Source organism: Streptomyces sp. NPDC006643 (genome assembly GCF_042870175.1).
Lineage (GTDB): Bacteria > Actinomycetota > Actinomycetes > Streptomycetales > Streptomycetaceae > Streptomyces.
In genome coordinates, this window is the sequence record NZ_JBIAHA010000002.1 from 214,961 (window position 1) to 231,477 (window position 16,517).

Here is a 16,517-nt window from a genome sequence, read left to right on the forward strand (position 1 = left end):
GACCTTCCCTCAGGAGTGGGTTCCGGACGGGGCCGGCACCGGGGTGTAGATGGCGTTCTTCTCCGCGCTGTCCTCCACGGCGGCGAGGACCCGCTGCACCTGGAGACCGTCGGCGAAGGAGGGCAGGGGATCGGTTCCGGCGGCGATCGCCTCGACGAGATCCTTGGCCTGGTGCACGAACGTGTGCTCGTAGCCGAGCCCGTGGCCCGGCGGCCACCAGGCGTCCAGGTACGGGTGCTCGGACTCGGTGACCAGGATCCGCCGGAAGCCGGCGGTGACCGCGGGCTCCGACTGGTCGTGGAACGACAGCTCGTTGAGCCGCTCCAGATCGAAGGCGAGCGAACCGCGCTCACCGTTGATCTCCAGGCGCAGCGCGTTCTTGCGGCCCGCCGCCATCCGGGTCGCCTCGAAGGACGCCAGCGCCCCCGAGGCGAGCCGGCCGGTGAACAGCGCGGCGTCGTCCACCGTGACCGGGCCCGTCTCCACGCCACCGGTCGCCGAGAGACCGGCCGACGCCCCGGAGAGCAGCGGCCTCTCCCGTACGAAGGTCTCGATCATCGCGGAGACCCCCACCAGCGGCTCCCCCGCCAGGAACTGCGCGAGGTCCACGATGTGCGCGCCCAGGTCGCCGAGCGCCCCCGACCCCGCGTGCTCACGCTTGAGCCGCCAGGTGAGGGGGAATTCGGGGTCGACCAGCCAGTCCTGGAGGTAGGTGACCCGTACGTGCCGCAGCGCGCCGAGCCTGCCCTCCTCGATCAGCCTGCGGGCGTACGCGATGGCGGGCACGCGCCGGTAGTTGAAGCCCACCATGGCCAACTGGCCGCGGGACCGGGCGGCCTCGGCGGCCCGGACCATGGCCTCGGCCTCGGCGACCGAGTTGGCCAGCGGCTTCTCGCACAGGACGTGCTTGCCCGCCTCCAGCGCGGCGATGGCGATCTCCGCGTGGCTGTCCCCCGGCGTGCAGATGTCGACCAGCTGCACGTCGTCACGCGCGATGAGGTCCCGCCAGTCGGTCTCCGCGGCGGCCCAGCCGAGTTTGTCGGCCGCCTTGGCGACGGCCGTCTCGTCCCGTCCGCAGATCGCGGCGAGACGTGGCCGCATCGGCAGATCGAAGACATGGCCCGCCGTGCGCCAGCCCTGGGAGTGGGCGGCACCCATGAACGAGTATCCGATCATGCCGATACCGAGTGGCGGCGGTGCGCCGGCTTCCTTCTCCGACGCTTCCCTGCTGGTCATAAGGGAGTACTCCTCGTCTGTTCGCGCGTGTGGGGGTCAGGCCCTGGGGGGAGTCCTGCCGGTCGGGCCGGACTCCGTGAGCCCGGCGGGATCGGCAGGACGCCCCCAGCAGGGCGGAGCCGGTCAGCTGAAGCCCTGGGGCAGGTACTCGTCGATGTTCGCCTTGTCGACGACCGCCGAGAACAGGGTCACCTGGGCCGGGATCTCCAGTCCGGCCAGACCGCTGACGCCCTTGCCCTGACCCAGCGCGCGGGCGAGGTCGATCGCCGACGAGGCCATGATCGGCGGGTAGAGGACGGTCGCCTTCAGGACGCTGTTGTCGGCCTTGATGGCGTCCATGGCCGCCTTGGCACCGGCGCCGCCGACCATCAGGAAGTCCTTGCGGCCGGCCTGGTCGATGGCGCGCAGCGCGCCGACACCCTGGTCGTCGTCGTGGTTCCACAGGGCGTCGAACTTGGACTGCGCCTGGAGCAGCTGGGCCATCTTGGCCTGGCCGGACTCGACGGTGAAGTCGGCCGCCTGGCGGGCGACCTTCTTGATGTTGGGGTAGTTCTTGAGCGCGTCGTCGAAGCCCTGGGTGCGCTGCTTGGTCAGCTCCAGGCTGTCGGGGCCCGACAGTTCGATGACGGTGGCGTTGGCCTTGTCCTTCAGCTTCTCGCCGATGTAGTTGCCCGCGTTGACGCCCATGCCGTAGTTGTCGCCGCCGACGTAGCAGCGGAAGGCCTGCGGGTCGGCGAAGATGCGGTCCAGGTTGATGACGGGGATACCCGCGCGCATCGCCTTGAGACCGGCCTGGGTGAGGGCCTTGCCGTCGGCCGGCAGGATCACCAGGACGTCGACCTTCTTGTTGATCAGGGCGTCGATCTGGCCGATCTGGGCGGCGGTGTCGTTCGAGCCCTCGGTGATGTCGAGGGTGACGTCCGAGTACTTCTTCGCCTGGGCGCGGGCGTTCTCGTTGATCGCGTTGAGCCAGCCGTGGTCGGCCTGGGGGCCGGCGAAGCCGATCGTGACGGGCTTGCCGGGCTTGTCGTCGGCCGCCGGCTCGGTGTTCGCCGCGGGCTCGTCCTTCTCGTTGCTGGTACAGGCGGTCAGGAAGGCACCCGCGCCGATGGCGGCGGTGCCGAACAGCAGACCTCTACGGCTCGTTTCTGGCATGGCGGTTCGTCCCCTTCAGGATGCTCTTGAGCGGTGCGTAGGAAGCGGTGCGTCGGGAAGCGGTACGGGGTCGGCCCCGGGGTACGGGGTCAGGCCTCGCCGTTGCGTGCCGTGCGGTGCTGTACCAGTACGGCGGCGATGATGATGGCGCCCTTGGCGATCTGCTGGACGTCGCTCTGGAGGTTGTTGAGCGCGAAAATGTTGGTGATGGTGGTGAAGATGAGGACACCGAGGACGGAGCCGACGATCGTGCCGCGTCCGCCGCTGAGCAGGGTGCCGCCGATGATCGCCGCCGCGATGGCGTCGAGTTCGTAGAGGTTGCCGTTGGTGTTCTGGCCGGAGCCGGAGAGCACGATCAGCATGAAGGCCGCGATGCCGCAGCACAGACCGGAGAACAGGTAGAGGTACAGACGCTGCCTGCGGACGTCGATACCGGCGAGCCGGGTCGCCTCCGCGTTGCCGCCGACGGCGATGGTGCGGCGGCCGAAGGTCGTACGGTTCAGCAGCAGCCAGCCGACCACCGTCACCACCGCGAAGATGATGACGAGCGGCGGGACGCCGAGGATGTACGAGTCCCGGGCGGCGAGGTCCAGCACCGACTTCAGGGTGACGATCTGCGTGTTGCCGTCGGTGATCAGAAGCGCGAGACCGCGGGCGGACGCCATGATCGCCAGGGTCGCGATGAACGGCGCCATACCGCCGTACGCGATCAGCACTCCGTTCACCAGACCGCAGGCCAGACCCACGATGATCGCGGTGAACAGGATCCCGGCGAAGCCGTACTCCTGGGTCGCCAGGGTCGTCGCCCACACCGAGGCCAGGGCCACGATCGCACCGACCGACAGGTCGATACCGCCGCTGGTGATGACGAACGTCATGCCGACGGTGACGACACCGATGATCGACGCCTGGGTGAGCACCAGTTGGAGGTTGCTGGTGTCCAGGAACTGTTCGGGCTTGGTGATACCGCCGACGACTATCAGTGCGGCGAGCACGCCGAGCAGCGAGAGCGTCCGGAAATCCAGCCGCAGCCCGAGCGGCGGCCGGCTCCCGGAGCCGCCCGGTGTCTTCCCGGCGGGCTTGGTCAGCGGCACGGAGGTGGTGTCGGCCGGGGCGGGTGCGGCGTCGGGCCCGCCCTGCCGCGCCTCAGAGGCAGGCTGTGTCATGGCGTCGGACTCCCTTCCATCACAAGGTCGAGTACACGGTGTTCGTCGAGCTCCTGGGCGGGTGACGTGTGGACGACACGGCCCTCCCGGAGCACCAGCACCCGGTCGGCGAGGCCCAGGACCTCGGGGACCTCGCTGGAGACGAGCAGTACGGCGAGGCCGTCGTCGGCCAGCCGGCGGATCACGGAGTACAGCTCGGCGCGGGCGCCGACGTCCACACCGCGGGTGGGTTCGTCGAGAAGCAGCACCCGGCAGCCGCGGAGCAGCCAGCGGGCGAGGACCGCCTTCTGCTGGTTGCCGCCGGACAGGGTGCGGATGATCGCGTCCGGGTTGTCGGGGCGCAGGGAGAGTTCCCGGGTGGCTCCCTGGGCGGCTTTGCGCTCGGCGGTGCTGTCGATCCAGCCGCCCCGGGAGAACCGGGACATGGACGACACCGACACATTGCGCGTGACCGACTGGATGAGCAGCAGGGCCTGCGCCTTGCGCTCCTCGGGGGCGAGGCCGAGGCCGGCGCGTACGGCGGCGCGGACGCTGCCGGGCTTCAGCTCCTGGCCGTCGACCAGCACCCGGCCGCCGGTGGGCTTGCGGGCGCCGAAGATGGTCTCCAGGATCTCGGAGCGGCCCGAGCCGACGAGACCCGCGAGGCCGACGATCTCGCCGGGCCGCAGTTCGAGGTCGACCGGTTCGAACTCCCCTTTCCTGGTGAGTCCTTCGGTCCGCAGCACGGGCTCGCCGCGCGGGGCGTCGGCGACGGCCGGACGGTCGGGGAAGACGTACGCGACCTCGCGGCCGGTCATCAGGGAGACGACCTCGCTGGTCGGGGTCTCCTTGGCGGGCAGACCCACGGCGACGGTGCGGCCGTCCTTGATGACGGTCACCCGGTCGCCGATGCGGCGGATCTCCTCCAGCCGGTGGGAGATGTAGATGACGGCGACACCGTCGGCGGTGAGGGTGTCGACGATCCGGAAGAGGTTGTCGACCTCGTCGGGGTCGAGCGCGGCCGACGGCTCGTCCATCACGATGAGGCGTACGTCGTGGGAGAGCGCGCGGGCCATGGAGACGATCTGCTGGTGCGCGGCGGAGAGTTCGCCGACGAGCCGGCCCGCGGGGATCTCGGGGTGGCCGAGGCGCGCGAGCAGCGCGGTGGCCGATGCCCTGGCCTCGCCGCCCTTGACGACGAAGCCGGCGGAGGTCGGCTCGTGGCCGAGGAAGATGTTCTCGGCGACCGACAGGCCCTCGACCAGGTCGAGTTCCTGGTAGATGGTCGCGATGCCGAGCTTCATCGCCGCGATGGGTGACTTGAGCTGGACCTCTTCGCCGCGCCAGGTGATGACACCGTCGTCGGGCTGGTGCGCGCCGGCGAGCACCTTGATGAGTGTGGACTTGCCGGCCCCGTTCTGGCCGAGCAGACAGTGGACTTCGCCTGCCTGGACCGCCAGGTCCACGCCGTCCAGGGCGCGGACGCCCGGGAACAGCTTGGTGATGCCGGACATGGTGAGCAGGTGGCCTTCGGGTGGTGCTGGTGCCATGGCGTATCCCCTCGGCGGATGCGGCCGGTGTAGAGGGCGTGCGGGCGTGCGGAACAGGACCTACGGGTGGTGCGGGACGTGCGGCTCGTACGGATGGTGCGGCGCGCGGGTGGTGCGGTGGTGCGGCTCGCGCGGGTGGCGTCAGGAGGTGCGTGACGCCGTGACCGTTGATGCTTTTGTTATGTCTTTTGCTGTTATTTCGGTGGTGCGGGTGAAGCGTGTGCCGTACGGCCGGACGCCTTGGGTGTCGGTGTCAGGCCGGGGAGAAGAGGTGGTCGCTGATGAGCCGGGCCGCGCCGGTGACCCCGGCGGTCGGCCCCAACTCCCCCAGGACGATGGGGAGGTTGCCGGTGGCCAGCGGGAGTGACTGGCGGTAGACCTGGGTGCGGACGCTGGCCAGCAGGGTGTGGCCGAGTCCGGTCACCCCGCCGCCGATCACGACGAGGGCGGGGTTGAAGAAGCTGACGAGTCCGGCGATGACCTGGCCGACCCGGTTGCCGCCCTCGCGGATGAGGTAGAGGGCGGTGGGGTCGCCGGCCGCGGCGGCCACGGCGACGTCGGCGGCGGTGAGCCGGCCGGCCGCCTCCAGGCGCGCGGCGAGTTCGGCGGAACGGCCCGTGCGGGCGGCGTCCTCGGCGTCCCTGGCGAGCGCGGCACCGCTGAAGTGGGCTTCCAGACAACCCCTGTTGCCGCAGACGCAGGCGCGCCCGTCGGGCTCGACACGGATGTGGCCGATGTCGCCCGCGCTGCCGGTCGTCCCCCGGTAGACCTCGCCGCCGACCACGATGCCGCAGCCGATACCGGTGCCGATCTTGACGCAGAGGAAGTCGCCGACGGAGCGTGCGACGCCCGCGTGCTGTTCGCCCATCGCCATCAGGTTCACGTCGTTGTCGACCATGACGGGGCAGCCGAGGTCCTGGCTGAGCGCCTCGCGTACGGGGAAGCCGTCCCAGCCGGGCATGATCGGCGGTGCGACCGGTACGCCCTCGGGGAAGCGGACGGGGCCGGGGACGCCGATGCCCGCGCCGTCGTAACCGTCGGCGAGTCCGGACGCCTTGAGCTTGGCGGCCATCGCGAGCACCTGCTCGAAGACGGCGACCGGGCCCTCGCGGACGTCCATGGGGTGGTTCACATGGCCGAGCACTTCGAGTTCGGCGTTGGTGACGGCGACGTCGATGGACGTGGCGCCGATGTCGACACCGAGGAAGCGGAGGGCGGGCGCGAGCCGGATGTTGTGGGAGCGGCGGCCACCGCGCGAGGCGGCGAGTCCGTCGGCGACGACGAGTCCGGTCTCCAGCAGCCGGTCGACCTCGACGGCCAGCTTGGAGCGGGAGAGGTCGACCTGATCGCCGAGCTGGGCGCGGGAGTTGGGCCCACCGTCACGCAAGAGCCGGAGCAGTCGCGCCTGATGAGCGTTCGCGGGTCGTGCGGTCATACGTCTCACGCGCCCCTCCCCGCCTCTCGGCTGTGTGTGATGTCGCTCCGCCGGGTGTTGTTTCGACGGGCTTTCGAGGGGAACGTAGCAGCGCTTTCCCCGAGTGGGAAGAAGTTGAGCAGGAATCCCTCCTAACTTTCTCCACAGTCAGGACAAAGGCGTTTAGCCGTCCGCCGGGACCGGACAGACGGAAGGCGCCCCCGGCACGTGCCGGGGGCGCCTCACTGTTCATTCGCACATGTGCGAATCCGCTTACGGGGTGCCGGATTCGACCGTCAGACCTGGGTGTCGCCGCGGTGGTGGTACGTGGTGCGCGTCTGCTCGGTGTGGGAGCGCATGACCGCCGTGGCGGCCTGCTCGTCCCGCGCGGAGATCGCCGCGATCAGGGCCCGGTGCTCGATCCACGACTGCTTGCCGCGCTGCCGCGCCACCGGGGTGTAGTACCAGCGCACCCGGCGGTCCACCTGCGCCGCCAGCTCCGCCAGGACGACGTTGCCCGCCAGTTCCATCACCTTGGCGTGGAAGGCCGCGTTCGTCGCGACCGTGAGGTCCACGTCGTCGTCGGCCACCGACTGCTCCCCCTTGGCGCAGAGCGCTTCGAGCGCGGCGATCCCGGCCGAGCCGGAATTCGCGGCCGCAAGCCTCGCCGCCTCGGCCTCCAGCAGCGTACGGACCGAGAGAAGCTGGTCCGCCTCCGCCTCCGTCGGCTCATGGACGAACGCGCCCTGCGCGGGACGCAGATCGACCCACCCCTCGGTGTTCAGCCGCTGGAGCGCCTCGCGTACGGGCTGCCGGGAGACCCCGAGATGGCCGGCGAGTTCGCTCTCCACCAGATGCTGTCCGGGCCGGAGTTGGCGGACCGTGATGAGCTCGAGGAGTGCCTCGTAGACGCGCTCGCGCAGCGGACCAGGGCGTTCGAGCTTGGGCACTGAGCCTTGCGGCAGTCCTGCGGACAACATGCGGTCCCCCTCCTGGCTGATCTACACGGTAAAGATCTCGGCAACAGACAGCAACGATTGGCTATCGTCTACAGTCTACCGAGAACCGTAGCGGATCAGGGGCAGCGGATGACCTGTCCGGCGTAAGAGAGATTTCCGCCAAACCCAAAAAGGAGCGCCGGAGCGCCGGATTCCACCTCGCCGCGCTCGACCAGCTTGGACAGCGCCATCGGGATGGAGGCGGCGGAGGTGTTGCCGGAGTCCACGACGTCGCGGGCGATGACCGCGTTGACCGCGCCGATCTTCTGGGCGACGGGCTCGATGATCCGCAGATTGGCCTGGTGGAGGACGACGGCGGCCAGGTCCTCGGGGGCGATGCCCGCGCGTTCGCAGACCTTGCGGGCGATCGGCGGAAGCTGGGTGGTGGCCCAGCGGTAGACGGACTGGCCCTCCTGCGCGAAGCGCGGCGGGGTGCCCTCGATCCGTACGGCGTTGCCCATCTCGGGCACCGAGCCCCAGAGCACGGGGCCGATTCCCGCCTCCTCGCCCGGCCGCACGGCCTCCACGACCGCCGCGCCCGCGCCGTCGCCGAGGAGGACGCAGGTCGAGCGGTCGGTCCAGTCGGCGATGTCGGCCATCTTGTCCGCGCCGATGACCAGCGCGCGGGTGGCGGCGCCCGCGCGTACGGCGTGGTCGGCGGTGGCGAGCGCGTGGGTGAAACCGGCGCAGACCACATTGAGGTCCATCACGGCCGGTGAGCCCATGGCGAGCCGCGCGGCGACGCGGGCGGCCATGTTGGGCGACCGGTCGATCGCGGTGGACGTGGCGACCAGGACGAGGTCGATGTCCGCCGGGGTGAGGCCGGCCGCGGCGAGCGCCTTGGCCGCGGCGTGCGCCGCCAGCTCGTCCACCGACTCGTCGGGCCCGCCCACATGCCGCGTCTTGATCCCGACGCGGCTGGTGATCCACTCATCACTGGTGTCGACCATGCCCGCCAGGTCGTCGTTGGTGAGCACCTTGGCGGGCTGGTAGTGCCCGAGCGCGGCGATACGAGAGCCGGTCATGCCCGGGGGCCTCCTCTTCGGTCGACGTCAGGAGATCCCCAGTCTCGTCAGCGACTCACGAGTAAGGGGGCAGGTGACCCAACAGGATTCCCCGCCTCCTCTTGGAGACTCCGGATCATCCGGCGTCCTGTGAGGTCACCCGACATCACCCGGAGTCACTTGGTGAAGAGCTGGGTGGCCTTCTGGACCAGTTCGTACAGACCGTACGCGAGGGGGACGCCCACCCAGAGCCAGGCGAAGACGATCAGCGGGGTGCGCCGGGACTCAGACACTGCGCTCCCGCTCTCCGGTGCTGTGCTCATCGGGGGTCTCCTTCCGTGCGGCGGACTTCGCCGTCTCCGGCTTGGTGCCGGGTGTGTCGGCGGGCAGATGGTGGCGCGGATGTACGGGGCGTACCAGCTCGTTGGCCACGAAGCCGACGACCAGCAGCCCGATCATGATGGTCAGCGAGAGTCCGTACAGCCCGGGGCCGCTCTTGCCCGCCTCCTCCTGGCTGTCGGCGACCCGGTTGACGATGAGCGGGCCGAGCACGCCGGCCGCCGACCAGGCGGTGAGCAGCCGTCCGTGGATCGCGCCGACCTGGTAGGTGCCGAACAGGTCCTTGAGATACGCGGGGACGGTCGCGAAGCCGCCTCCGTAGAAGGAGAGGATCACCAGCGCGCAGATGATGAACAGCGGTTTGGAGGAGTCGCCGAACTGCGCGATCAGCAGATACATCAGGGCGCCGGCGCCCAGGTAGAGGCGGTAGGTGTTCTTCCGGCCGATCACGTCGGAGGTGGACGACCAGCCGATCCGGCCCGCCATGTTGGCCGCCGACAGCAGCGCGACGAAACCGGCGGCGGCCGAGACGGAGACCGGTGTGCCGGTGTCGGCGAAGAAGTCGGTGATCATCGGGGCGGCCTTCTCCAGGATGCCGATGCCCGCGGTGACGTTCATACAGAGGACGATCCACAGCAACCAGAACTGCGGTGTGCGCACGGCCGATCCGGCGGAGACCTGGGCGGTGGTGACGAGGGCCGACGCGGGCGCGGACGCCTTCGCCGCGGCCTTCGGTGCCGTACCCGGGCGCGGTACGCGGATCAGCAGGACGCCGAGCAGCATGAAGACCGCGTAGACCAGGCCGTGTACGAGGAAGGCCTTCGCGATGCCCTCGTTGGTGGCGCCGAAGGACTCCAGCATCTGCGCGGACCAGGGGGAGGCGATGAGCGCGCCGCCGCCGAAGCCCATGATCGCGATGCCGGTGGCCATGCCGGGCCGGTCGGGGAACCACTTGATGAGTGTCGAGACGGGCGAGATGTAGCCGATGCCCAGTCCGATGCCGCCGACGAAGCCGTAGCCGAAGACGATCAGCCAGAACTGTTCGGTCGCGGCGCCGAGCGCGGACAGCAGGAAGCCGGACGAGAAGCAGACGAGGGCGACGGTCATCGCCCAGCGCGGGCCGTTGCGTTCGACGAGGGTGCCGCCGAAGGCGGCGGACAGTCCGAGCATCACGATGCCCAGCTGGAAGGGGAGGGCGCTCTGGGTGCCGGAGAGGCCGAGAGCGGATTCCAGCGGCGGCTTGAACACGCTCCAGGCGTAGGCCTGACCGATCGAGAGGTGCACCGAGAGCGCTGCGGGGGGTACCAGCCAGCGGCTCCAGCCGACCGGGGCGAGGGGTGGGGTCATGGTCGCGAAGCCTAGGAACGGTCCGGACCGTTTGGGAAGATCTTTGACCCGTTCATGTCCGGGCCCAGGTCGACCGTATGCCGACGACGGAACTCTTGTCGGCAGTAATTCCATACTGTAGACAATATATCGTCGGCAAAGTATGTCCCTTTCGCTGATTCCGCGCTTCTCCCAACACCCTCAGAGCGAACGGAGAGCCCCACGGTGAAAGTCGCAGTCGTCGGCGCCGGTGCCATCGGCGCCTATGTCGGAGCCGCGCTCGATCGAGCAGGCGCCGAAGTCCATCTCATCGCCCGTGGACCGCATCTGGCGGCCATGAGGCAGCACGGAGTCCGGGTGCTGAGCCCGCGCGGCGATTGGACCGCGCGGGTGCACGCCACCGATCAGCCGGCCGACATCGGTCCGGTCGACTATGTGTTCCTGGGTCTCAAGGCGAATTCGTACGCGGCGTGCGGGCCGCTCATCGCGCCTCTGCTCCAGGACCACACGGCGGTCATCGCCGCCCAGAACGGCATCCCCTGGTGGTACTTCCACCAGCACGGCGGCCCGCACGACGGCCGCCGTATCGAGAGCGTCGACCCCGGCGGCTCGGTCAGCGCCGCCCTCCCGCCGGAACGCGCCATCGGCTGTGTCGTCTACGCGGCGACGGAGCTGGAAGGGCCTGGCGTCGTACGGCACTTGGAGGGCACCCGGTTCTCCATCGGGGAGCCCGACCGGTCGCTCTCACCACGCACCAAGGAGTTCGGCGAGGCCATGCGGGCGGGCGGGCTCAAGTGCCCGGTCGAGGCCGAACTGCGCGACGAGATCTGGATCAAGCTCCTCGGCAACATCTCCTTCAACCCGATCAGCGCGCTGACCCGCGCCACGATGCGGGAGATGTGTCTGCACCGCACCACCCGGGAGGTCATCGAACTGATGATGACCGAGACGCTGCGGGTGGCCGAGGCGCTCGGCTGCCACCCCGACATCTCCGTCGAACGCCGGCTGGCCGGCGCGGAACGGGTCGGGGACCACCGGACGTCCACACTCCAGGACCTGGAGAAGGGGAAGCCGATGGAGCTGGACGTGCTGCTCGCGGCGGTCGTCGAACTCGCCGCGATGTGCGACGTCGAGGTGCCGACGCTGCGCACGGTCGACGCGATCTCGGACCTGCTGGCCCGAGGCGTGGCCGCGTAGCGGTCCGCCCGGAGCGGGGTCGGCGGGCCCGTTGAACGCACCTGTCCCCGATCGCCGTACGGGCTCGGCCGAGCCCGTACGGCGATCGGGGACGAACCGGCCCACGGCGCGCCCCGCCCCGCGCCCGATGGCGAAATCCCGTACGCAAGACTTCCGCTTCACGCGGCCCATCGGGATACTGTATGCAATGGCGCGGCCACAAGCCATGACTCATGAGGGAGCGCAGCGTGAAAAGCAGCGCAAGAAGGCGGGATCGCACGCCGAAGACCTATGCCAGGCTCGAACACCCCCTGGTGCGGGACGAGAAGGGCGGCCCCTTCCGGCAGGCGACCTGGGAAGAAGCACTCGACCGGGCGGCCGAGGGGCTGGGTGCCGCGCGCGGCGCGTTCGGCATGTTCTCGTGCGCCCGGGCGACCAACGAGATGAACTACGTCGCGCAGAAGTTCGCGCGGGTGGTCATGGGCACCAACAACGTCGACTCCTGCAACAGGACTTGTCACGCCCCGAGCGTCGCCGGACTCTCCGCGGCCTTCGGATCCGGCGGCGGCACCTCCTCCTACGGAGAGGTCGAGCACACCGATCTGATCGTGATGTGGGGCTCCAACGCCCGCTTCGCGCACCCGATCTTCTTCCAGCATGTCCTCAAGGGCATCAGGAACGGCGCGCGGATGTACGCCGTCGACCCACGGCGCACCAGCACCGCCGAGTGGGCCGAGAGCTGGCTGGGGCTCAACGTCGGTACGGACATCCCGCTCGCCCACGCCGTGGGCCGCGAGATCATCCACGCCGGCCTGCACAACAAGGCGTTCATCGAACAGGCCACCACCGGCTTCGAGGAGTACGCGGCCGAGGTGGAGCCGTGGACCCTGACGGTGGCCGAGAAGGTGACGGGCGTACCCGCCGCGGCGATCCGCGACCTCGCCCACGCCTACGCCCGCGCCGAGCGGGCCCAGTTGTGCTGGACGCTCGGCATCACCGAGCACCACAACGGCACGGACAACGTCCGCGCGCTGATCAACCTGTCGCTGCTCACCGGGCACGTCGGACGGTTCGGCTCCGGGGTCCAGCCCCTGCGCGGACAGAACAACGTGCAGGGCGGCGGCGACATGGGGGCGATCCCCAACCGGCTGCCGGGATTTCAGGACATCCTCGAACCGGACGTACGGCGGAAGTTCGAGACCGCGTGGGACACCGTGATCCAGCCCCACTACGGCCTCAACCTCACCGACATGTTCGAGGCGATGGAGACCGGCGACCTCAGGGCCGTCTACTGCATCGGTGAGAACCCCGCGCAGTCCGAGGCCGACAGCGAACAGGCCGTCACCCGGATGAAGGCGCTCGACTTCCTGGTGGTGCAGGACATCTTCCTCACCAAGACGGCCGAACTGGCGGACGTGGTCCTGCCCGCCACCGCCGCCTGGTGCGAGACGGACGGCACCAGCACCAACAGCGAGCGCCGGGTCCAGCGCGTACGCAAGGCGCTCGACCCGCCGGGCGAGGCGCGCGAGGACATCGACATCATCTGCGACCTGGCCACCCGTCTCGGGCACCCGTGGAAGTTCGCGGACGCCGAGTCCGTCTGGAACGAGCTGCGCGAACTGTCCCCCGACCACTACGGGATGACGTACGACCGGCTCACCGAGCACCACGGCATCCAGTGGCCGTGCCCCGACACCGAGCGGATCGAACCCACCTATCTGCACGGCAGGTTGTGGGAGGCGGACCCCGCCAAGCGCGGCAGGCTCGCCCCGTTCGGCATCGTCAAGCACGACCCGCCGGTGGATCTGACGGATGATCAGTACCCGATCAGGCTCACCACGGGACGGCGGCTCGACTCGTACAACACCGGTGTGCAGAGCGGGAGTTTCGCCTCCCCGATGCGCCGGGGCGAGTATCTGGAGCTGTGCCCGGAGGACGCCGAGCAGTACGGCGTCGAGGTCGGCGAGGAGGTCCAGATCTCCTCACGGCGCGGCAGTGTGCGGGCGCCCGTCTGGATCGACCCGGGGCTGCGTCCCGGGCTGGCCTTCATGACCATGCATTTCCCGGACGAGGTGGACACCAACCAGCTGACGATCGAGGCGAACTGCCCGATCGCCGGTACCGCCGAGTTCAAGGCCTCGGCCATCCGCATCGACAAGTTGCCCGGATACGTGACAGAGATGTCCGCGACAGCGGCGAGGAGCTGAGAATCAGTGGATCTGCACTTCGGTGACAGCAAACCGACGGACGAGGAACGGGCGGCGGTCGACTCACTGCTCGGCCCCGCCACGTCGGCGTGGGAAGGCGCGGAAGACCGCTCGGACGCGGATCTGCGCTGGGCCCGCGGTGGTCGCGAGGCACGCGAACGGCGCGATCTGCTGTTGCCGGGGCTGCACGCCGTCAACGACCGCGTGGGCTGGATCAGCGAGGGCGCGCTCGCCTACCTCTGCCGGCGGCTCACGGTGCCGCCGGCGGAGGCGTACGGCGTGGCCACGTTCTACGCGATGTTCGCGGTCAAGCCCCGGCCCGCCAAGGTCCTGCACGTCTGTACCGACCTGGCGTGCGCGGCGAAGGGCTCCGCCAAGGTCTGCGCGGACCTGGAGGAACGCGTCGGCGCGGCGGGATCGGTGGCCGACGGCTACGTCTGGCAGCCGAGCCCGTGTCTGGGACTGTGCGAACGGGCCCCGGCGGCACTGGTGTTGCAGGCGGGCACCCCGTCCGACACGGTGCCCGCGCAGCGCGACCCCCGGCTGAGGGATGTCGGCGCCTCGGCGCGGGCGGCCGGCCCCGCGGCTGTGGCGGACGAGGGCGGCAGCGCCGAGGTCACCCCCATCCGGGCCGACCTCGCCGCGAACGGCGCCGTGGTCATGCCGCTGCGGACACCGGTCAACGGCGCGTCGCAGGACGGCTCGAAGGACGCACCGCACGACACGCCGCACGACGCCTCGGCCGAACCGGCCCCCCGGCGGCAGGCGTTCGCCGTCGTCGCGCCGGCCACCGCCGACGCGCTGGTCGACGCCGCCACCGCCCCGGAGGACGCCCCCGAGGAGCCCTCCGCCGCGCTGGCCGTACCGCAGGCCGGGCAGGAGGGCCTGATACTGCTCCGACGGGTCGGCGTCGTCGACCCGTACAGCATCGACGACTACCGGTCGCACGGCGGATACACCGCCCTGCGGACCGCCTTCGACATCGGACCGGCCGGAGTGATCCGCGAGGTCACCGACGCCGGGCTGCTCGGCCGGGGCGGCGCGGCCTTCCCCACCGGGCGCAAGTGGCAGGCCACCGCGTCCCAGCCGGACCGGCCGCACTATCTGGTCTGCAACGCCGACGAGTCCGAGCCCGGCACCTTCAAGGACCGGGTGATCATGGAGGGCGACCCGTTCGCCCTGATCGAGGCCATGACCATCGCCGGCTACGCCACCGGCGCCCATGTCGGCTACCTCTATCTGCGCGGCGAGTACCCGCGCGCCCTGCACCGGCTGGAGAACGCCCTCACCCAGGCCCGGCTGCGCGGATTCCTCGGCAACGACGTCCTCGGCCAGGGCTACGCCTTCGACATCGAGATCCGCCGGGGCGCCGGCGCGTACATCTGCGGCGAGGAGACGGCCCTCTTCAACTCCATCGAGGGCTTCCGGGGCGAACCACGCTCCAAACCGCCGTTCCCGGTGGAGAAGGGGCTGTTCGGCAAGCCGACGGCCGCCAACAACGTCGAGACGCTGATCAACGTCCTGCCCATCCTGACGATGGGCGCAGAGGCGTACGCGGCGATCGGCACCGAGAACTCCACCGGACCCAAGCTCTTCTGCGTCTCGGGCAACGTCGAGCGCCCCGGCATCTACGAACTGCCCTTCGGCGCCACACTCGGCGACCTCCTCGACCTCGCGGGCACCCCGACCGACATCCGGGCGATCCTGCTCGGCGGCGCGGCGGGCGGCTTCGTACGGCCCGACGAGCGGGACATCCCGCTCACCTTCGAGGGCACCAGGGCCGCGGGCACCACCCTCGGCTCCGGCGTGATCCTGGTCATGGACGACACCGTCGGCCTGCCCCGGACACTGCTGCGGATCGCCGAGTTCTTCCGCGACGAGTCCTGCGGCCAGTGCGTGCCCTGCCGGGTCGGCACCGTCCGCCAGGAAGAGGCGCTGCACCGCATCAAGGACCGTACGGGCGCCGAGGCGTCCGACGACATCGCGCTGCTGCGCGAGGTCGGACAGACCATGCGCGACGCCTCCATCTGCGGTCTGGGACAGACCGCGTGGAACGCCGTCGAGTCCGCCATCGACCGTCTGGGGGCTTACAAGTGACCGCCATCCCGCTTCAACTGCCGCGCCGTCTGCTGGAGTTCACGCTCGACGGCGAGCCCACCCGGGTCCCCGAGGGCGCCACGATCCTGGACGCCTGCCGGGCCGCCGGCAAGGACATCCCGACGCTCTGCGAGGGCGACACACTCACACCGAAGAACGCGTGCCGCGTCTGCGTCGTGGAGGTCGAGGGCGCCCGTACGCTCGCCCCCGCCTGCTCACGGCGGGCGGAGCCCGGAATGAAGGTCCTCACCGACTCCGAGCGCGCCAGGACCAGCCGCAAGGTCGTCCTGGAACTGCTCGCGTCCTCCACCGACCTGTCCACGACGCCGCGCGCCGCCGAGTGGATCAAGGAGTACGAGGCCAAGCCCGACCGGTTCGGGCCGGACGCGGCACGGGTCAACGAGACACCGAAGATCGACAACGACCTCTACGTCCGCGACCTCGACAAATGCATCCTCTGCTACAAGTGCGTCGACGCGTGCGGCGAGCAGTGGCAGAACACCTTCGCCATCTCCGTCGCCGGTCGCGGCTTCGACGCCCGGATCTCCACCGAGCACGCCGTGGCGCTCCCCGAATCGGCGTGCGTCTACTGCGGCAACTGCATCGAGGTCTGCCCCACCGGCGCGCTCAGCTTCAAGTCCGAGTTCGACATGCGGAAGGCCGGGACCTGGGACGAGTCGGCGCAGACGGAGACCACCACGATCTGCGCGTACTGCGGCGTGGGCTGCAACCTCACCCTGCACGTGCAGGAGAATGAGATCGTCAAGGTCACCTCACCGCACGACAACCCGGTGACCCACGGCAACCTGTGCATCAAGGGCCGCTTCGGCTACCAGCACGCGCAGCAGCGCTGAGGGCACGGCCAGAGGC

At 70.0% G+C, this 16,517-nt stretch carries 12 protein-coding genes; 4 read left to right on the top strand and 8 right to left on the bottom strand.

Annotation, left to right across the window (positions count from 1 at the left end; all coding sequences use genetic code 11):
* Positions 1-9: 9 nt before the first annotated feature.
* The 8 genes from ACFYNU_RS03510 to ACFYNU_RS03545 form a co-directional block, all read right to left on the bottom strand.
* Positions 10-1,236 carry a Gfo/Idh/MocA family oxidoreductase gene (locus ACFYNU_RS03510; RefSeq protein WP_356589658.1) on the bottom strand — a complete coding sequence of 409 codons (1,227 nt, stop codon included), beginning with the start codon at positions 1,234-1,236 and terminating at the stop codon, positions 10-12.
* Between the two features lie 123 nt (positions 1,237-1,359).
* Entirely contained in the window at positions 1,360-2,391 is a 1,032-nt protein-coding gene (locus ACFYNU_RS03515; RefSeq protein WP_356589660.1) for a substrate-binding domain-containing protein, read from the bottom strand.
* Between the two features lie 89 nt (positions 2,392-2,480).
* Positions 2,481-3,557, bottom strand: coding sequence for an ABC transporter permease (locus tag ACFYNU_RS03520; RefSeq protein WP_356589662.1), 1,077 nt, complete (start codon positions 3,555-3,557; stop codon positions 2,481-2,483).
* On the bottom strand, positions 3,554-5,086 hold the full coding sequence (locus tag ACFYNU_RS03525; protein ID WP_356589664.1) for a sugar ABC transporter ATP-binding protein: 1,533 nt from the start codon (positions 5,084-5,086) through the stop codon (positions 3,554-3,556). Before ACFYNU_RS03525 ends, ACFYNU_RS03520 begins: the two co-directional genes overlap by 4 nt.
* A 253-nt stretch (positions 5,087-5,339) precedes the next feature.
* Positions 5,340-6,521: an ROK family transcriptional regulator gene (locus tag ACFYNU_RS03530; RefSeq protein WP_356589666.1), complete on the bottom strand. Its 1,182-nt coding sequence runs from the start codon at positions 6,519-6,521 to the stop codon at positions 5,340-5,342.
* Positions 6,522-6,796: 275 nt separating this feature from the next.
* The gene (locus ACFYNU_RS03535; protein ID WP_356584882.1) at positions 6,797-7,480 is read right to left on the bottom strand and encodes a GntR family transcriptional regulator; all 684 of its coding nucleotides are present in this window, start codon (positions 7,478-7,480) and stop codon (positions 6,797-6,799) included.
* Between the two features lie 95 nt (positions 7,481-7,575).
* On the bottom strand, positions 7,576-8,523 hold the full coding sequence (locus tag ACFYNU_RS03540) for a beta-ketoacyl-ACP synthase III (protein ID WP_356584881.1): 948 nt from the start codon (positions 8,521-8,523) through the stop codon (positions 7,576-7,578).
* Between the two features lie 264 nt (positions 8,524-8,787).
* A complete protein-coding gene (locus tag ACFYNU_RS03545) occupies positions 8,788-10,188 on the bottom strand; it encodes an OFA family MFS transporter (RefSeq protein WP_356584880.1) in 1,401 nt (466 codons plus the stop codon).
* Between the two features lie 204 nt (positions 10,189-10,392).
* On the opposite strand from ACFYNU_RS03545, the gene ACFYNU_RS03550 reads away from it, so the two are divergent.
* The 4 genes from ACFYNU_RS03550 (at position 10,393) to ACFYNU_RS03565 (ending at position 16,501) form a co-directional block, all read left to right on the top strand.
* Positions 10,393-11,364, top strand: a complete 972-nt coding sequence (locus ACFYNU_RS03550; RefSeq protein ID WP_356584879.1) for a 2-dehydropantoate 2-reductase — start codon at positions 10,393-10,395, stop codon at positions 11,362-11,364.
* Positions 11,365-11,591: 227 nt separating this feature from the next.
* The gene (locus ACFYNU_RS03555; protein WP_388764981.1) at positions 11,592-13,550 is read left to right on the top strand and encodes a molybdopterin oxidoreductase family protein; all 1,959 of its coding nucleotides are present in this window, start codon (positions 11,592-11,594) and stop codon (positions 13,548-13,550) included.
* Positions 13,551-13,556: 6 nt separating this feature from the next.
* Positions 13,557-15,647 (top strand): NAD(P)H-dependent oxidoreductase subunit E, encoded by a 2,091-nt coding sequence (locus ACFYNU_RS03560; protein WP_356584877.1) that lies wholly within the window; start codon positions 13,557-13,559, stop codon positions 15,645-15,647.
* Positions 15,644-16,501 carry a 2Fe-2S iron-sulfur cluster-binding protein gene (locus ACFYNU_RS03565; RefSeq protein WP_356584876.1) on the top strand — a complete coding sequence of 286 codons (858 nt, stop codon included), beginning with the start codon at positions 15,644-15,646 and terminating at the stop codon, positions 16,499-16,501. Before ACFYNU_RS03560 ends, ACFYNU_RS03565 begins: the two co-directional genes overlap by 4 nt.
* The last annotated feature ends 16 nt before the right edge of the window (positions 16,502-16,517 follow it).